Below are 17,364 nucleotides of genomic sequence, written 5' to 3'. Positions count from 1 at the left end.
CGCTGCTTTAAGCCTTACAGAAAGGATTGGCGGACTTATCCCTCCTTTACGGCCTTTTCAGGCATGCATTATCCATTGTCTGCACGCAGGCCATCGTCTTTCCAGCGCGTGCAGGCTGATATGTTCACGGGTGGTAACCCGGTACTCTCAGTTCCCCCTGAGAGATTTTCGCTTTTGACTGTCTGACTCCTGACGGAGGCCGTTACGTGTTTGATGTTATACTTCAGAAACCGACAGGTGCGATGCCGCAGCATTTTATGCTGAATTTCCCGCTGGTCGATGGGTTGTTGTCGCGGGCTTTCCCTGCGATAGTGGTTAACTGTTCCGCATTTTACCAATTTGAGGCTCGCAATGTCTGACGACATCAAGACAATCAAGGGTTCGTCAGCAGGCGAACAGGGTGTACTCCGCTCAATGCAGGAGGTGGCCATGAGCGATCAGGATGCCAGCAAGATGCTGCGCACCTATAATATTGCCTGGTGGGGCAATAACTACTATGACGTGAACGAACTGGGTCATATCAGCGTTTGCCCCGATCCAGACGTGCCGGAAGCGCGCGTTGATCTGGCGAAACTGGTTAAAGAGCGCGAGGCCGATGGTCAGCGTCTTCCTGCCCTGTTCTGTTTCCCCCAAATTCTGCAACACCGCCTGCGTTCTATTAATGCGGCGTTTAAGCGTGCCCGTGAATCCTACGGCTACCGCGGCGACTACTTCCTCGTTTACCCGATCAAAGTTAACCAGCACAAACGCGTGATTGAATCCCTGATCAACTCCGGCGAGCCGCTGGGGCTGGAAGCGGGTTCAAAGGCCGAGCTGATGGCGGTTCTGGCCCACGCCGGGATGACCCGTTCGGTCATCGTCTGTAATGGCTATAAGGATCGCGAGTATATCCGCCTGGCCCTGATCGGGGAAAAGATGGGCCATAAGGTCTATCTGGTCCTTGAGAAAATGACCGAAGTGAAGCTGGTGCTGGAAGAGGCAGAACGCCTTAGCGTCACGCCGCGTCTTGGCATTCGCGCCCGACTGGCCTCTCAGGGCTCCGGCAAATGGCAGTCAAGCGGTGGCGAAAAGTCTAAATTCGGCCTTTCCGCGACTCAGGTTCTGAAGCTGGTTGATATCATGCGCGAGGCGGGGCGTCTTGAGAGCCTGCAGCTGCTGCACTTCCACCTGGGTTCGCAGATGGCGAACATTCGTGATATCGCGACCGGCGTACGCGAATCTGCGCGCTTCTACGTTGAGCTGGCGAAGCTGGGCGTTAACATCTCATGTTTCGACGTTGGCGGCGGTCTGGGCGTCGATTATGAAGGTACCCGTTCGCAGTCCGACTGCTCGGTAAACTATGGCCTGAACGAATACGCTAACAACGTGATCTGGGCGATCGGCGATGCCTGTGAAGAGCATAATCTGCCGCATCCGACGGTGATCACCGAGTCAGGCCGTGCGGTGACCGCGCACCATACCGTGCTGGTGTCTAACATCATCGGCGTGGAGCGTAATGAGTTCAGTACGCCGCAGGCACCTTCAGACGATTCGCCGCGTCCCATCGTCAGCATGTGGGATACCTGGCAGGAGATGCACGAGCCGAGCAACCGCCGCTCGCTGCGTGAATGGCTGCACGACAGCCAGATGGATCTGTTCGATATCCATACCGGCTATTCGCAGGGGACCTACAGTCTGAACCAGCGCGCCTGGGCAGAACAGCTCTACCTGAGTATCTGCAACTATATTCAGCAGCATCTTGATCCCAGCAACCGCGCGCACCGTCCGATTATCGACGAACTCCAGGAGCGCATGGCGGATAAAATTTACGTCAACTTCTCGCTGTTCCAGTCAATGCCGGACGCGTGGGGTATTGACCAGCTGTTCCCGGTTCTGCCGCTGGAAGGGCTGAACAAGTCGCCGGAGCGCCGTGCGGTGCTGCTGGATATCACCTGTGATTCGGACGGCACTATCGATCACTATGTCGATGGCGACGGGATAGCCACTACCATGCCGATGCCGGAGTACGACGTAAATAATCCCCCGATGCTGGGCTTCTTTATGGTGGGTGCTTACCAGGAAATCCTGGGGAATATGCATAACCTGTTTGGTGATACAGAAGCGGTAGACGTTTTCGCCTTTGCGGACGGCAGCGTGGAAGTTCAGCTCTCCGACGAAGGGGACACCGTGGCGGACATGCTGGAGTACGTTCAGCTTGATCCGCAGGAGCTGCTGACGCATTTCCGTAAACAGATTAAAGAGAGCGACCTGGATGAGGAGCTGCGCGCGCAGTTTATCGCCGAGTTTGAAGCAGGTCTGTATGGCTACACCTATCTGGAAGACGAATAGTTTTCCCCTCGCGCGGTTTGATAGTAAAAGGACAGAGTATGAATAACACGCTGGGCCACCAGTACGACAACTCGCTGGTGTCTAACGCCTTCGGGTTTATGCGTTTTCCGGTTAATTTTCAGCCCTGGGATAGCGATGCTGAATGGGTAATTACCGGTATTCCTTTCGATGCGGCGACCTCTGGCCGTCCCGGGAGCCGTTTAGGCCCGGGTGCCATCCGCCAGATCTCCACCAACCTGGCGTGGGAAGGGTGCCGCTGGCCGTGGAAGTTTGATCTGCGCCAGCATCTGAAGGTGATCGACTGTGGCGATCTGGTCTACGCGTTTGGTGATTCTCAGGATCTGAGTGACAAACTCCAGGCGCACGCGGAAAGATTGCTGGAAAGCGGCAAGCGCATGCTGACCTTTGGTGGCGATCACTATGTGACGCTGCCGCTGCTGCGCGCCCATGCTAAGCATTTTGGTAAGATGGCGCTGGTGCATTTCGATGCGCACACCGATACCTACTCTAACGGCCCGACGTTCGATCACGGCACGATGTTCCATCACGCGCCGAAAGAAGGGCTTATCGACCCTGCGCGTTCGGTACAGATTGGTATTCGCACCGAATTTGATGACGCTCTCGGCTTCAACGTGCTGGATGCCGCGCAGGTTAATGAGCGCAGCGTGGACGATATCATCGCCCAGGTGAAGCAGATTGTGGGCGACATGCCGGTCTATCTGACCTTCGATATCGACTGTCTGGATCCTGCCCATGCACCCGGTACCGGCACGCCGGTGATCGGTGGGCTGACGACCGATAAGGCCACTAAGCTGGTGCGCGGCCTGCAGGGGCTGAACATTGTCGGGATGGATCTGGTCGAGGTAGCGCCGGGCTACGATCAGTCCGATCTGACCTCGCTGGCCGCCGCCACGCTGGCGCTGGATATGCTGCACGTTCAGGCCGTCAACAAAGGCGTCTGACCGTCAGAGTGCTAAAAAAGGGCCTGGCGCATGACTGCGTCAGGCCCTTTTTTTCGTTCAGCGTTTATTTACCGGACACGATGCGTTCCTTAATATGCTGCGCACGGGCTGCTGAGGCCGGGTGGGAGTCAAACATTGTGCTCTGATGACTGCCCTCCAGCGTCGCCAGCTTGTCGAAGCTGGTGACCAGCCCCTGCGGGTCGATACCGCGCTTCTTCAGCAGGTCATATGAGTAGTCATCCGCCTGTGACTCCTGCGTTTGTGAAAACTGTGCATTGACCAGTTTTTCCCCCAGGTCGCCTAGCTGAGATTGCGACAGCGAGCCAGCAATGCCGCCCGCGGCACCCGCCGCCGTCCGTGCTGCGGTGGTGCTCCAGGCAACCTGCATAGCTTTACGGGTGTGCCCTAAAGCAACGTGGCCCATCTCATGCCCCAGCACGCCTTCGACTTCGTTATCGGTCATCAAATCCATCAGTCCGCTGTAAACGCGAATGCAGCCATTAGCCATGGCCCAGGCGTTAACGTCCTTCGTGATATAGACCTTATAGTCTGCTGGCGTGCCGTTGATATTATCGCCCAGCGCCGCCGCGATTTTGTTCAGCCGCTGCGTATAAGGGCTATCCGCTGGCGCAATCTGCGCCTCTTTATCCATCTGTTCACAGGACTTAACGCTGAGGGCTTTCACCTGGTCATTAGTCAGGGTCGCAGCCTGAAATGCCTGTGCACCGGACTGCATCAGGGCGTTGCTGTCGATATTGGCACAGCCGGAAAGTGCATTGGCGACGGCAAATGCCACCAGAGCAGAACGTAATTTCATTGGGTATATCCATTGAGTAACAAGAGATTAAGGGTAAAAACCTGCCATAAGGACAGGAAAGGAAAGCGAATCTGTCACAGGGCGTTATAAACGTGTTCCGCGCTAATGCATAGTTCACAGGAAGAAAAATGCAAGGGAATACCGGTTATATTGCACGTTACGCCATGTACAGACGATGGGATCTTCATGTACATTGTGGGTCGACTTTTACAACTTTGCCTGATAACTCATTGAATAAAATAGGTTAAGGACGGCGAAGCGTTTAATCCGACCTGGAGTAGAACATGTCTTCTCGTAAAGAGCTTGCCAACGCCATTCGCGCATTGAGTATGGATGCAGTTCAGAAAGCCAATTCCGGCCACCCCGGTGCACCTATGGGCATGGCAGATATTGCCGAGGTTCTGTGGCGCGACTTTATGAACCACAACCCGACCAACCCGCAGTGGGCCGATCGCGACCGCTTCGTGCTGTCAAACGGTCACGGCTCCATGCTGATTTATAGCCTGCTGCACCTCACCGGGTACGATCTTCCGATTGATGAGCTGGCAAACTTCCGTCAGCTGCATTCTAAAACGCCGGGACATCCTGAGTTTGGCTACACGGCGGGCGTCGAAACCACCACCGGCCCACTGGGGCAGGGCGTGGCGAATGCGGTAGGTATGGCGATTGCTGAACGCACCCTCGCGGCGCAGTTTAACCGTCCGGGCCATGAGGTAGTGGACCATAACACCTGGGTGTTTATGGGCGATGGCTGCATGATGGAAGGCATCTCACACGAGGTCTGCTCACTGGCGGGTACGCTGAAGCTCGGCAAGCTGGTTGCGTTTTATGATGACAACGGCATCTCCATTGACGGTCATATTGATGGCTGGTTCACCGACGATACCGCGAAGCGCTTTGAAGCCTATGGCTGGCACGTCGTGCGCGGCGTGGATGGTCACGATGCGGATGCGATCAAAAAAGCCATCGAAGAAGCGAAAGCGGTCAGCGATAAGCCTTCACTGCTGATGTGCAAAACGGTAATTGGCTTTGGCTCACCGAATAAAGCCGGCACGCATGACTCACACGGCGCAGCGCTGGGTGATGCTGAAGTTGCACTGACCCGTAAACAGCTGGGTTGGGAACATGCGCCTTTTGTTATCCCAACTGAAATCTATGCGCACTGGGATGCCCGCGAAGCCGGTCAGGCTAAAGAGGCCTCCTGGAACGAGCAGTTTGCCGCCTATGCGAAGGCGCATCCTGAGCTGGCGGCCGAATTTAAACGCCGCATGAGTAACGAACTGCCGGACAACTGGCAGCGTGAATCGCAGGCCTTTATTGAGAAGCTTCAGGCTAACCCGGCAAAAATCGCCAGCCGTAAAGCTTCACAGAATACGCTGGAGGCATTCGGTAAACTGCTGCCGGAGTACCTGGGAGGATCTGCCGATCTGGCTCCCAGCAATCTGACGATGTGGTCGGGTTCTAAGCCCCTCAATGAAGATGCAGCCGGCAACTACATCCACTACGGCGTACGCGAGTTCGGCATGACCGCCATTGCGAACGGCATTACGCTGCACGGTGGTTTCCTGCCTTACACCGCCACCTTCCTGATGTTCGTGGAGTATGCGCGTAATGCGGCGCGTATGGCGGCGCTGATGAAGATCCGTCAGGTGCTGGTTTATACCCATGACTCTATCGGTCTGGGAGAAGATGGTCCGACGCATCAGCCGGTTGAGCAGATGGCCAGCCTGCGCGTGACGCCGAATATGAGCCTGTGGCGTCCCTGCGACCAGGTGGAATCCGCGGTCGCCTGGAAATATGCCATTGAGCGTCAGGATGGCCCTACGGCACTGATATTCTCCCGCCAGAATCTGGCGCAGCAGGATCGTAATGCCGAGCAGCTGGCTAACGTGGCGCGCGGTGCTTACGTGCTGAAAGAGTGTGAAGGCCAGCCCGAGCTGATTCTGATCGCTACCGGTTCCGAAGTGGAGCTGGCGGTGGGCGCATACGATCGGCTGACCGCCGAAGGGCGCAGGGTTCGCGTTGTCTCCATGCCGTCTACCGATGCGTTTGACAAGCAGGATGAGGCCTATCGTGAGTCCGTGCTGCCTAAAGCGGTTAGCGCGCGCGTGGCAATTGAAGCCGGTATCGCTGACTACTGGTTTAAATATACCGGTCTGAATGGCGCAATCGTGGGCATGACGACCTTCGGTGAGTCAGCGCCAGCCGATAAGCTTTTCGAGATGTTTGGTTTCACCGTTGACAACGTTGTCGCGAAAGCAAAAGCGCTGCTGTAGTCAACTGAGGTCGCCCGGTAACCGGGCGACCTCGCAGAGACTGAGCCGTCCAATTGTGCGGCAACCGCTCCGTATAGCGCCTGTGGGTAGTTACACCGCAGGCGCTTTATCGTTCAGTTTACCCTCCGTTGCCGCCTGCAATGGGGCCTCGCCCCCAGATTTTACTTTCCCGGTCTTGATGCTCTCTTTCTCCTGCGCCAGAGGTTTCGACGTGCCGTGGAAGCAGCCCTGCTGGCTGACGGAGAGTGGCGCGCACTCAACGGTGCCTTCCATAAAGCCGCTGGCATTAATGACCAGCTCACGGCTAACACAGCGTCCGGTTAGCGACCCGCTAATCTCAATACGATTTGCCGCGATCTCGCCGTTAACCTTCGCTTTTGACAAAATGAATACCGTCTTTTCAGCGTAAATCTTGCCTTCAAAGGTGCCGTTTATCCTGACGTCACTGGCGGCGTGGATCTCCCCTGAAAGCGTACAGCCCTCATGAATGTAGGTAGCACCTGCATCGGGCGCCGTAACGGCCTCAGGCGTCTCGTGGACGTTTTCATGCGCTTTCGCGGTGTGTTCTGGCGTGGGTTTACGTTTAAACATTGTCATTCCTTTGGTGAAAGCGGCTTTTTCAGACAGGAAGTTAAGGGCTGCATAGAGGATAACTAATGCCCCGCTATAGTATTGCCAGCGTGACAACGGGATAACATGGTCGCCCCTGTAAATCAGCAGTTCGGACGCCCAGATTAACCAGATATACCAAAGTAGGTTGTAATTCATCATGTAGCTTGTCTGTACCAGCGGAAAAGTGTGGAGATAAGGAGGGGTATGACCAGACTATCGCCGGTTGCGGTGACGATATTTGACGCGTCCTTCCTGGATGCGAAAGCGGTACAGCCTCTTCCCTGATGTTTATCCCCCAGCCCGTTTGGCTAAGCCAAAATACGCGCTGGGGGATGACAGTCTACTTGAGGTCGTTGCAATCGCGTATTTATTCACGCACTTCATTTAGCGAATGTGATCTCTGTCAGAATTTCTGCGTCGTGATTGATCTAACTCATTCCAATTATTCTCCGCACTCTTTATTCTGGCTGAACCGTTTCAGTTGACGTTAACGTGGCTGTTTACCCACGTTCAGGGCGAGGTCAGGTGGTAATAATTTCTGTACAAACCTAACTGACTGGCTCAGGCTAACGGTCCGGTTTTGCACTGATTTCTGATGCGGGAGTGAGATGACAATTCGTATTGCCATAAACGGTTTTGGTCGCATTGGGCGCAACGTACTTCGTGCGCTCTATGAAACCGGTCGTCGTGCTGAAATGACCGTGGTGGCGATCAACGAGCTGGCCGACTCCGCAGGAATGGCCCATTTGCTGAAGTATGATACCAGCCATGGGCGCTTTGCCTGGGATGTGCGCCAGGAGCGCGATCTGCTGTGGGTGGGTGACGATACCCTCCGTATTTTGCACTGCGAGGAAATCGAAAATTTACCCTGGCAGGAGCTGAATGTTGACGTGGTGCTGGACTGTACCGGCGTATACGGCAGCCGGGCAGATGGCGAAGCGCATCTGAAAGCGGGGGCGAAAAAAGTGCTGTTTTCCCATCCGGGGGACCACGATCTGGATGCCACCGTCGTATACGGCGTCAACGAAAAAGCCCTGCGGCCCGAACACAGAATCGTCTCAAATGCCTCCTGTACCACCAACTGTATTATCCCAATAATCAAGCTGCTGGATGACGCATTCGGCATTGAGTGGGGGACCGTCACCACCATTCACTCAGCGATGCACGATCAGCAGGTTATCGACGCCTACCATACGGATTTGCGGCGCACCCGCGCGGCCAGCCAGTCTATCATCCCGGTTGATACGCGGCTGGCGGCGGGCATTACCCGAATTTTTCCGAAATTTAATGACCGCTTTGAAGCCATCGCCGTACGGGTGCCTACCATCAACGTCACGGCGATTGATTTAAGCGTCACCGTGCGTGATGCCGTCAGTGCGCTGGAGGTGAACACGCTGCTGCGAAATGCGTCAGAGGGGGCGTTTAGTGGTATAGTTGACTATACGGAATTACCGTTAGTTTCCATAGATTTTAACCACGATCCGCACAGTGCCATTGTAGACGGCACCCAGACCCGGGTGAGCGGTCAGCGCCTGATCAAAACGCTGGTCTGGTGCGATAACGAATGGGGCTTCGCTAACCGAATGCTCGACACGACGTTAGCGATGGTCGCAAGCGGTTTCAGCCAGGGCGCTCTGCGCCTGTAAAAACTTAGAGAATCAACGAGAGGATTCACCATGTCTGTAATCAAGATGAGCGATCTGGATCTTGCTGGTAAGCGTGTATTAATTCGTTCTGACTTAAACGTGCCGGTAAAAGAGGGCAAAGTAACGTCTGATGCGCGTATTCGTGCCTCACTGCCAACTATCGAAGCAGCACTTAAGCAGGGCGCTAAAGTAATGGTCACCTCCCACCTTGGCCGCCCTGTCGAAGGTGAATATAACGAAGAGTTCTCCCTGCTGCCGGTGGTTAATTACCTGAAAGATAAGATTTCTTCTCCTGTTCGTCTGGCGAAAGATTACCTCGACGGCGTCGACATTGCTGAAGGTGAGCTGGTCGTGCTGGAAAACGTGCGCTTCAACAAGGGCGAGAAGAAAGACGACGAAGCGCTGGCTAAGAAATACGCAGCCCTTTGCGACGTGTATGTTATGGACGCCTTTGGTACGGCACACCGTGCGCAGGCCTCTACCCACGGCGTTGGCAAGTTCGCCCCCGTGGCCTGTGCAGGCCCGCTGCTGGCTAACGAACTGGACGCGCTGGGCAAAGCTCTGCTGCATCCGGCCCGCCCCATGGTTGCCGTGGTCGGTGGTTCTAAAGTCTCCACTAAATTCGACGTGCTGAACTCCCTGGTGAAAATTGCCGACACGGTCATTGTAGGCGGCGGTATTGCCAACACTTTCGTCGCGATTGATAACAACGTGGGTAAATCGCTTTACGAGCCAGACTTTGTGGACGCGGCCAAAAAACTGCGTGACGAGTTTAAAATCCCGGTCCCAACTGACTCCCGCGTCGGCACGGAATTCTCTGAAACTGCGCCTTCGACCGTGAAGAAAGTAAGCGAAGTGCAGGACGATGAAGAGATCATGGACTTCGGTGACGAAACTGCCGAAGCCATGGCTAAACTATTGAAAGAGGCCAAAACTATTCTGTGGAACGGCCCGGTTGGCGTCTTTGAGTTCCCTAACTTCCGTAAAGGTACGGAAATCGTTGCCCGGGCAATCGCAGAGAGCGATGCATTCTCTATCGCGGGTGGCGGTGATACGCTGGCGGCCATCGATCTCTTTGGCATCGAAGATAAAATCTCCTATATCTCTACCGGTGGCGGTGCTTTCCTTGAGTTCGTGGAAGGTAAAAAACTGCCGGCGGTTGCCATGCTTGAAGAGCGTGCGAAACAGTAACCTCTGGGGCGGGGGCTTGCCTCCCGCCAGAATGATTTGCCTGCCTGGCAGGTTCATTATCTTTTCATACGACCGACGAAACAGGACACAAGAACATGTCTAAAATTTTTGATTTCGTAAAACCAGGCGTTGTCACCGGTGACGACGTACAGAAAATTTTCAAAGTGGCGAAAGAAAACAAATTCGCTCTCCCGGCAGTAAACTGCGTAGGCACTGACTCCATCAACGCCGTGCTGGAAACCGCTGCAAAAGTAAAAGCACCGGTCATTATTCAGTTCTCTAACGGCGGCGCCGCATTTATTGCGGGTAAAGGACTCAAGTCCGATAAGCCACAGGCGGCGGCTATCCTGGGCGCTATCTCCGGCGCGCATCACGTTCACCAGATGGCTGAACACTACGGTGTGCCGGTTATTCTGCATACTGACCACTGCGCCAAGAAACTGCTGCCGTGGATCGATGGTCTGCTGGACGCGGGCGAAGCGCACTTTGAAAAAACCGGTAAGCCACTGTTCTCTTCCCACATGATTGATCTGTCAGAAGAGTCTCTGGAAGAAAACATTGAAATCTGTAGCGGTTACCTGAAGCGTATGTCCAAACTGAACATGACGCTGGAAATCGAACTGGGCTGTACCGGCGGTGAAGAAGATGGCGTAGATAACAGCCATATGGACGCATCAGCACTTTACACTCAGCCAGAAGACGTTGATTACGCTTACGAAAAACTTAACGCTATCAGCCCGCGTTTCACCATCGCGGCTTCATTTGGTAACGTTCACGGCGTCTACAAGCCGGGTAATGTGAAGCTGACTCCACCTATCCTGCGTGATTCTCAGGACTATGTGAGCAAAAAACATAACCTGCCGCACAACTCTCTGGATTTTGTTTTCCACGGTGGATCCGGTTCTTCTGCCGCAGAGATTCAGGAGTCTATCGGCTACGGCGTGATCAAAATGAATATTGATACCGATACTCAGTGGGCAAACTGGGACGGTATCCTGCAGTATTACAAAAAGAACGAAGGTTACCTGCAGGCGCAGCTGGGTAATCCTGAAGGCGCAGATAAGCCGAACAAAAAGTACTACGATCCGCGCGTATGGCTGCGTGCCGCACAGTCTTCAATGATTGTGCGTCTGGAGCAGGCCTTTAAAGAACTGAACGCGGTAGACGTACTGTAAGTTATAAGCTGACTGTAACTGGTCGCTCAAACGTAGCGGAGGATCTCTCACGAGGTCCTCCGTTTTTTTTGGCGGATTTTTAATCCGGGAACTGCCGCGCCGGGGGAATCAAGCTGCTCTATCACGACTTATTTGGCATCTGACGACTTTTTTGATTACCCTTAATCTCTGGAATGTCAGTGACAACTGGCTGTGGATGGCGGCTAAAGCCGCTGCGAACAACAACAGGATAGTCGAATGGAAGATCTGAATGTAGTCGATGGTATCAATCATGCCGGAGGATGGCTGGTACGAAACCAGGCGCTGCTGCTAAGCTATGCGGTCAATATTGTCGCCGCTCTTGCGATTATCTTTATCGGGATGATCGTTGCCCGCGTCATCTCCAGAACCCTGAACAAAGTTCTGCGCGCCCGACATATTGATGCCACCGTAGCAGACTTTCTCTCCGCGCTGATACGTTACGCCATTATTGCCTTTACGCTGATTGCGGCGCTGGGAAGGGTCGGCGTACAAACCGCTTCGGTCATTGCCGTGCTGGGTGCCGCAGGTCTGGCCGTCGGTCTGGCGCTTCAGGGATCGCTGTCAAACCTGGCGGCTGGCGTGCTGCTGGTAACCTTCCGTCCGTTCCGCACCGGCGAATTTATTGATATCGGCGTGATGGGTACGGTACAGAGCGTACAGATTTTCTCCACCACGCTGAAAACAAGTGATGGTAAAGTTGTCGTGGTGCCAAACGGTAAAATTATTGCCGGTAATATCGTTAACTACTCCCGTGAACCCAACCGCCGCAACGAATTTATCATCGGGGTAGCCTACGACGCGGACGTGGATAAAGTCATTGCGCTGCTGCGTGAGGTGGTTGATGCCGACAGCCGCGTGCTGCAGGATATGGGCGTGCAGATTGGTCTCAACGAACTGGCTGCTTCCTCGCTTAACTTCGTGGTGCGCTGCTGGAGCAGTGCAGGTGACCTGCAGAACGTCTACTGGGATCTGATGAAGAACTTTAAGCGTACGCTGGATGCGAACGGCATTGGTATTCCTTATCCGCAGATGGATGTTCACCTGCATCAGGCTAACGCGCCTGAGGCTGAGCTCTCTGCGCCAGTCAGCAGCCCTTCCGGGGCCTGATAAGCGGTCAATACGAAGGCGGAAACCTGAATGACGGCCCTGCCGTTGTCCAGCACATTCCGCCTTTACTTTCCCTCTTGTTATTAGCCTGACTAATAAACAATTAGAATTTTAAATTTCAACGACTCACTCCGGATGGATACACTCGCCTCACTTTGTACCTTTGAGGTGTTACGGATGATCGCTGCCTTCTTTCAGGGTATGGTGCTCGGCGCTGCCTTGATCCTGCCGCTGGGGCCACAAAACGCCTTTGTATTACAACAGGGCGTACGTCGCCACTATCCATTGATGGTGGCCGGGCTTTGTACGCTCAGCGATATTATTCTTATCTGTGGTGGCGTATTTGGCGGTAGCGCGCTCCTGTCACAATCCACTCTGCTGCTCAGCCTGGTCACGTGGGGCGGCGTACTTTTCCTGCTGTGGTATGGCTGGGGTGCACTACGCAGCGCCCTGAGTGGGGCGATGGACTCTGTCCAGGCTATGCCCGCAAAGCAGGGGCGCTGGCGCATCATCAGTACGATGATTGCCGTCACCTGGCTAAATCCGCATGTCTATATCGACACCTTTGTGATGTTAGGCAGCCTGGGAGGTCAGCTGGCGCCCGCTGCGCGCAGCTGGTTTGTCCTGGGAGCGGTCATGGCCTCAACCGTCTGGTTTTTTGGGCTGGCGCTACTGGCAAGCTGGCTCTCACCACGGCTAAGTACGCCTGGAGCGCAGCGCATCATTAACCTTCTTGTGGGTCTGGTGATGTGGATTATTGCCCTCAAGCTGGCACAGCAGGCATTAGGTGGCGGATAACAAAGCCTTATCGCCTGAGCCTTCAGTTGCTGGCCTTCTCCCCGACCTTGAACTAACGGCTGGAATTGACGTCAAAGTCTGGTTCGACAAAAGCAGCTAAAATAAGGCTGTTGCATGTTAACCGCATAATTACCTTAGCCTGCCGGTTATCGGCAGGCTGACTGAATAGCCCCCACGGAGGAACATGGTGAAGCTTACTAAATTGGCGCTGGCCGCCATTATTGGATTAGGTACTATTCCCCTTACTGCGCTGGCAGATGAATTGCCAAACGGCCCGCACGTCGTGACCTCTGGCCAGTCCAGCATTGACGCCACCCCCGATATTGCCACGCTGGCCATCGAAGTGAACGTTTCGTCAAAAGACGCAGCAGACGCTAAAAAACAGGCTGACGAACGTGTTGCGCAATATTTTGATTTCCTGCAGAAAAAAGGCATTGATAAGAAGGACATCAACGCGGCTAACCTGCGTACCCAGCCAGAGTATGATTATCTGAAAGACGGTAAATCGGTACTGAAAGGGTATCGCGCCGTACGTCAGGTGCAGGTCACGCTGCGTCAGCTGGATAAACTTAATGCACTGCTTGACGGTGCCCTTAAAGCGGGCCTGACGGAGATTCGATCCGTAGACCTGGGCGTGGCAAATCCGGAGACCTATCGTGATAAGGCGCGTCAGGCGGCCATTGAAAATGCCACGCAGCAGGCTGGCGCGCTGGCTCAGGGCTTTAACGCTAAGCTGGGGCCGGTTTACAGCATTCGTTATCACGTTGCCAACTATCAGCCCATGCCGATGGCCCGCATGTTTAAAGCAGCCAGTGCGGCACCCATGACTTCGGCGGAGCAGACCTACGAACAGCAGACGATTCACTTTGACGATCAGGTTGACGTGGTATTTGAGCTGCAGCGGACCCCCTGAACCCAGGGGAGAGCTCTACTCCACCGGTCGTTTCAGCCGCGCCGACGCGTCCCCTGTGGGGTCGCATTGGCGCGGCTTTTCGTTATTCGCTCTGACGCAATACCCGATGACCATGGGATATCAGCGCGTCCGTTACCTTGCGCATCAGGCGGCTTTCCGGGGCGAAACGGTGCCAGTAGAGCATCCGACGCTGAAACAGTCCGGGCGTCAGGTCAATCAGCTCCCCCTCGGCCAGCTCACGCTCTATTTGCAGATGAGGGATCATGCAGCAGGTGGTTCCCTGACGGGCAAGCTGAACAAAGGCCTCTGAAGAGTTCACGATGTGGCAGGGGACGCTACCGGGTGACAGATCAAAGTTTTGCTGTAAAAAAGCCTGATGCATATCGTCCAGATGATCAAACGCCACGGCTGGGGCTTTCAGCAGGGCCGATCGCGTCACGCCGTTAGGGAAATAACGGGCAGCGAAGTCTTTAGAACCCACGAACAGATAATCGAGCGCGCCAAGCTGGTCAATCAGGCAGCTGGGCAGGGGCTGCGGCTGAATACTGACCGCGCCAACCACCTCACCACGACGCAGCCTTTCCTGAGTGCGGCTCTCATCTTCCACCTGTAGATTCAGGCGAACCGGAGAGTCGGTTAATACCGTTTTTAACGCAGGTAAAAGCCAGGTTGCAAGACTGTCGGCGTTGACCGCCAGCGACAGCAGAAGCGGGGTGGTACCGCCGTTTTCATCACCCAGCCACTCCTCTTCCAGCAGCTCAACCTGATGAAGCAGCGCCAGCAGCTTCTGTCCCTGTTCTGTGGGTCGCGGCGGCACGGTACGTACCAGCAGCGGCTGACCAAACATGTTTTCCAGCTGCTTGATACGCTGGGAAACGGCGGACTGGGTAATACAAAGTTTCTGTGCTGCACGCTCAAAACCGCGCTCGCGAATGACTGCATCCAGCGCCTGAAGCGTACGATAATCCGGGCGTTTCATTGTTCGTTTGATCTCTTTCAGGTGAGGAATCAGCACTATGCCACATTTTTTCTCGCTTTCCCTGCGCAATAACGTGCTTAACCCTCCGCTTGTTTGTGGGCTGTCTTCCAGACTGACAACAAATGCGCTGTTTTCTGCAAGGGTTGTTTTATACTACGCGCACACAGTATCAGTACGGATTCTAAACATATTATGACGCAGGATGAACTGAAAAAGGCGGTCGGCTGGGCCGCACTGAAATACGTACAGCCGGGAACGATTGTTGGCGTAGGTACGGGGTCTACCGCCGCTCATTTTATCGATGCGCTGGGGTCTGTCAGGCACCAGATTGAAGGAGCCGTATCCAGCTCCGATGCCTCTACCGCGTTATTAAAGGCGCTGGGAATACCGGTTTTCGATCTGAACGAGGTTGACTCCCTGTCGGTTTATGTCGACGGCGCTGATGAAATTAATGCCTCCCTTCAGATGATCAAAGGCGGCGGTGCTGCGCTTACGCGTGAAAAAATTATTGCCGCCGTGGCCGAAAAATTCATCTGCATCGCTGACAGTTCCAAACAGGTGGACGTATTGGGTCATTTTCCACTGCCGGTTGAGGTCATCCCGATGGCGCGTAGCTATGTGGCGCGTGAACTGGTCAAGCTGGGTGGGCTGCCGGAATACCGTCAGCATGTCCTGACTGATAACGGTAACGATATTCTCGACGTGCATAATCTTCAGATTATGGATGCCGTCGCGCTGGAAAAGGCGATAAATGCACTGCCTGGCGTGGTCACTGTCGGGCTGTTTGCGGCGCGCGGTGCCGATATTGCCTTAATCGGTACGCCAGAGGGCGTTAAAGTCCTTCAGTGAGGATCTGACCTGCGCCTCAGGGCGCGGGATAATTTTAGTTAAAAAACATCTTTTCTTTCAGGCCTGAAAATATAGTGACTTATGTCACATAAACCCCGCAGATCGGCCGATCGCACTGGCGAGAGGATTTACACCGTGATTATCTGCCAGTTTGCCCCCTGATGCGTCGCTGCCATGCTGTCTGCCGGGCAATCGTTTGTATTGCCGCAGGCGTAGATTTTGATACTTTGACAGAAGGCTGCCTTATATCTGAAAAATATTGCGAGGTCAGCTCCTTCTGAAGTCTGATAAATAGGGTCGGGAAATGTCAAAAGTATCACTGGAGAAAGATAAGATTAAGTTCCTGCTGGTGGAAGGCGTACACCAGAGCGCGATCGATAATCTGCGCGCGTCAGGCTATACCAACATCGAATTTCATAAAGGCGCGCTGGACAGTGAGTCGCTGAAAGCCTCCGTTCGTGATGCGCACTTTATCGGTATCCGCTCACGCACGCATCTTAGCGAAGAGATCTTCGCAGCGGCTGAAAAGCTGGTAGCGGTGGGCTGTTTCTGCATCGGAACCAATCAGGTTGACCTTAATGCAGCCGCGAAGCGCGGGATCCCGGTTTTTAACGCGCCTTTCTCCAATACCCGATCCGTTGCTGAACTGGTAATCGGTGAACTGCTGTTGATGCTTCGTGGCGTACCGATGGCCAATGCCAAAGCCCACCGGGGCGTATGGAATAAGCTGGCGGCGGGGTCCTATGAGGCGCGCGGCAAGAAGCTGGGTATCATTGGCTACGGTCATATTGGCATGCAGCTGGGTGTGCTGGCGGAAAGCCTGGGGATGCACGTCTATTTCTACGACATTGAGAACAAGCTGCCGTTGGGTAATGCCACGCAGGTGCGCTACCTGTCCGAGCTGCTGAATATGAGCGACGTGGTCAGCCTGCACGTACCGGAAACGGCGTCGACGCAGAATATGATGGGGCCAGAGGAGCTGGCGATGATGAAGCCGGGCTCGCTGCTGATCAATGCCTCTCGCGGGACGGTGGTAGATATTCCTGCGCTGTGTAAGGTGCTGGCCGACAAACATCTGGCCGGTGCGGCGATTGACGTTTTCCCGGAAGAACCTGCGACCAACAGCGATCCATTCAATTCACCGCTTTGCGAATTTGATAATGTGATCCTGACGCCGCATATTGGTGGTTCAACGCAGGAAGCGCAGGAAAATATCGGCGTCGAAGTCGCGGGCAAGCTGGCGAAATACTCTGACAACGGCTCAACGCTCTCAGCGGTTAACTTCCCGGAAGTCTCGCTGCCGATGCACGGTGAGCAGAGTCGTTTACTGCATATTCACGAGAATCGCCCGGGTATCTTAACGGCACTTAACAACATTTTTGCCGGGCAGGGCATCAACATTGCCGCACAGTATCTGCAAACCACACCGCAGATGGGCTATGTGGTGATTGATATCGACGCATCACATGACGTTGCGAATACTGCCCTTCAGCTAATGAAGGCGATTCCAGGCACTATCCGTGCCCGTCTGCTTTACTGATAATTGACTTGTTCGCCCGCCTTAATACGGCAGTGCGGTGCATTTAACCAAGTTTCCAGGCCGGGATGCCGTCTTCGGGCGGGCATCCTTGCCCGCCGCTCCCTGAGCGCAGTATCCTTATCTCAGCTGCTTTAAGTAAAACCATTTTCG

The 17,364-nt window shown here is 54.5% G+C and carries 14 protein-coding genes; 11 read left to right on the top strand and 3 right to left on the bottom strand.

Annotation, left to right across the window (positions count from 1 at the left end; translation table 11 throughout):
- Nucleotides 1–351: 351 nt before the first annotated feature.
- Nucleotides 352–2,328, top strand: a complete 1,977-nt coding sequence (gene speA / locus AAGR22_RS18305) for a biosynthetic arginine decarboxylase (protein WP_067708847.1) — start codon at nucleotides 352–354, stop codon at nucleotides 2,326–2,328.
- Nucleotides 2,329–2,366: 38 nt separating this feature from the next.
- Nucleotides 2,367–3,290, top strand: a complete 924-nt coding sequence (gene speB / locus AAGR22_RS18300) for an agmatinase (RefSeq protein ID WP_067708849.1) — start codon at nucleotides 2,367–2,369, stop codon at nucleotides 3,288–3,290.
- 64 nt (nucleotides 3,291–3,354) lie between these two features.
- Here the strand turns inward: speB and AAGR22_RS18295 are convergent, their stop codons facing one another.
- The gene (locus tag AAGR22_RS18295; RefSeq protein ID WP_345828891.1) at nucleotides 3,355–4,107 is read right to left on the bottom strand and encodes a M48 family metallopeptidase; all 753 of its coding nucleotides are present in this window, start codon (nucleotides 4,105–4,107) and stop codon (nucleotides 3,355–3,357) included.
- Between the two features lie 284 nt (nucleotides 4,108–4,391).
- On the opposite strand from AAGR22_RS18295, the gene tkt reads away from it, so the two are divergent.
- Nucleotides 4,392–6,383: a transketolase gene (tkt, locus tag AAGR22_RS18290; protein ID WP_345828890.1), complete on the top strand. Its 1,992-nt coding sequence runs from the start codon at nucleotides 4,392–4,394 to the stop codon at nucleotides 6,381–6,383.
- Nucleotides 6,384–6,473: 90 nt separating this feature from the next.
- Here the strand turns inward: tkt and AAGR22_RS18285 are convergent, their stop codons facing one another.
- Nucleotides 6,474–6,974: a polymer-forming cytoskeletal protein gene (locus tag AAGR22_RS18285; protein ID WP_345828889.1), complete on the bottom strand. Its 501-nt coding sequence runs from the start codon at nucleotides 6,972–6,974 to the stop codon at nucleotides 6,474–6,476.
- A gap of 629 nt (nucleotides 6,975–7,603) precedes the next feature.
- On the opposite strand from AAGR22_RS18285, the gene epd reads away from it, so the two are divergent.
- From epd to AAGR22_RS18255, 6 genes are all read left to right on the top strand, one after another.
- Nucleotides 7,604–8,641, top strand: a complete 1,038-nt coding sequence (epd, locus tag AAGR22_RS18280) for an erythrose-4-phosphate dehydrogenase (protein WP_067708854.1) — start codon at nucleotides 7,604–7,606, stop codon at nucleotides 8,639–8,641.
- Nucleotides 8,642–8,671: 30 nt separating this feature from the next.
- A complete protein-coding gene (pgk, locus tag AAGR22_RS18275; RefSeq protein WP_067708856.1) occupies nucleotides 8,672–9,832 on the top strand; it encodes a phosphoglycerate kinase in 1,161 nt (386 codons plus the stop codon).
- Nucleotides 9,833–9,927: 95 nt separating this feature from the next.
- Nucleotides 9,928–11,007 carry a class II fructose-bisphosphate aldolase gene (gene fbaA, locus AAGR22_RS18270; protein WP_067708858.1) on the top strand — a complete coding sequence of 360 codons (1,080 nt, stop codon included), beginning with the start codon at nucleotides 9,928–9,930 and terminating at the stop codon, nucleotides 11,005–11,007.
- 237 nt (nucleotides 11,008–11,244) lie between these two features.
- Nucleotides 11,245–12,135, top strand: a complete 891-nt coding sequence (gene mscS, locus AAGR22_RS18265; RefSeq protein ID WP_345828888.1) for a small-conductance mechanosensitive channel MscS — start codon at nucleotides 11,245–11,247, stop codon at nucleotides 12,133–12,135.
- Nucleotides 12,136–12,312: 177 nt separating this feature from the next.
- Complete coding sequence (gene argO / locus AAGR22_RS18260; RefSeq protein ID WP_345831623.1) at nucleotides 12,313–12,933, top strand: arginine exporter ArgO; 621 nt, start codon at nucleotides 12,313–12,315, stop codon at nucleotides 12,931–12,933.
- A gap of 184 nt (nucleotides 12,934–13,117) precedes the next feature.
- Nucleotides 13,118–13,846, top strand: coding sequence for an oxidative stress defense protein (locus AAGR22_RS18255; RefSeq protein WP_345828886.1), 729 nt, complete (start codon nucleotides 13,118–13,120; stop codon nucleotides 13,844–13,846).
- 82 nt (nucleotides 13,847–13,928) lie between these two features.
- Here AAGR22_RS18255 and AAGR22_RS18250 read toward each other — a convergent pair whose 3' ends face one another.
- Complete coding sequence (locus AAGR22_RS18250; protein ID WP_067708867.1) at nucleotides 13,929–14,825, bottom strand: LysR family transcriptional regulator ArgP; 897 nt, start codon at nucleotides 14,823–14,825, stop codon at nucleotides 13,929–13,931.
- Nucleotides 14,826–15,017: 192 nt separating this feature from the next.
- On the opposite strand from AAGR22_RS18250, the gene rpiA reads away from it, so the two are divergent.
- Together rpiA and serA are read left to right on the top strand one after the other, a co-directional pair.
- A complete protein-coding gene (rpiA, locus tag AAGR22_RS18245) occupies nucleotides 15,018–15,674 on the top strand; it encodes a ribose-5-phosphate isomerase RpiA (protein ID WP_067708868.1) in 657 nt (218 codons plus the stop codon).
- 304 nt (nucleotides 15,675–15,978) lie between these two features.
- Nucleotides 15,979–17,214: a phosphoglycerate dehydrogenase gene (serA, locus tag AAGR22_RS18240; protein WP_067708869.1), complete on the top strand. Its 1,236-nt coding sequence runs from the start codon at nucleotides 15,979–15,981 to the stop codon at nucleotides 17,212–17,214.
- Nucleotides 17,215–17,364 lie beyond the last annotated feature (150 nt).

Source organism: Erwinia sp. HDF1-3R, from assembly GCF_039621855.1.
In the GTDB taxonomy this organism is placed as follows: Bacteria; Pseudomonadota; Gammaproteobacteria; order Enterobacterales; family Enterobacteriaceae; genus Erwinia.
Note: the sequence above shows the minus strand (reverse complement) of the source record. Positions and strands in the feature narration are given on the sequence as shown.

Excerpts from the sequence above, each read along its gene's own strand:
- speA (WP_067708847.1), top strand. The coding sequence starts at position 352 with ATGTCTGACGACATCAAGACAATCAAGGGTTCGTCAGCAGGCGAACAG.
- speB (WP_067708849.1), top strand. The coding sequence starts at position 2,367 with ATGAATAACACGCTGGGCCACCAGTACGACAACTCGCTGGTGTCTAAC.
- AAGR22_RS18295 (WP_345828891.1), bottom strand. The coding sequence starts at position 4,107 with ATGAAATTACGTTCTGCTCTGGTGGCATTTGCCGTCGCCAATGCACTT.
- tkt (WP_345828890.1), top strand. The coding sequence starts at position 4,392 with ATGTCTTCTCGTAAAGAGCTTGCCAACGCCATTCGCGCATTGAGTATG.
- AAGR22_RS18285 (WP_345828889.1), bottom strand. The coding sequence starts at position 6,974 with ATGTTTAAACGTAAACCCACGCCAGAACACACCGCGAAAGCGCATGAA.
- epd (WP_067708854.1), top strand. The coding sequence starts at position 7,604 with ATGACAATTCGTATTGCCATAAACGGTTTTGGTCGCATTGGGCGCAAC.
- pgk (WP_067708856.1), top strand. The coding sequence starts at position 8,672 with ATGTCTGTAATCAAGATGAGCGATCTGGATCTTGCTGGTAAGCGTGTA.
- fbaA (WP_067708858.1), top strand. The coding sequence starts at position 9,928 with ATGTCTAAAATTTTTGATTTCGTAAAACCAGGCGTTGTCACCGGTGAC.
- mscS (WP_345828888.1), top strand. The coding sequence starts at position 11,245 with ATGGAAGATCTGAATGTAGTCGATGGTATCAATCATGCCGGAGGATGG.
- argO (WP_345831623.1), top strand. The coding sequence starts at position 12,313 with ATGATCGCTGCCTTCTTTCAGGGTATGGTGCTCGGCGCTGCCTTGATC.
- AAGR22_RS18255 (WP_345828886.1), top strand. The coding sequence starts at position 13,118 with ATGGTGAAGCTTACTAAATTGGCGCTGGCCGCCATTATTGGATTAGGT.
- AAGR22_RS18250 (WP_067708867.1), bottom strand. The coding sequence starts at position 14,825 with ATGAAACGCCCGGATTATCGTACGCTTCAGGCGCTGGATGCAGTCATT.
- rpiA (WP_067708868.1), top strand. The coding sequence starts at position 15,018 with ATGACGCAGGATGAACTGAAAAAGGCGGTCGGCTGGGCCGCACTGAAA.
- serA (WP_067708869.1), top strand. The coding sequence starts at position 15,979 with ATGTCAAAAGTATCACTGGAGAAAGATAAGATTAAGTTCCTGCTGGTG.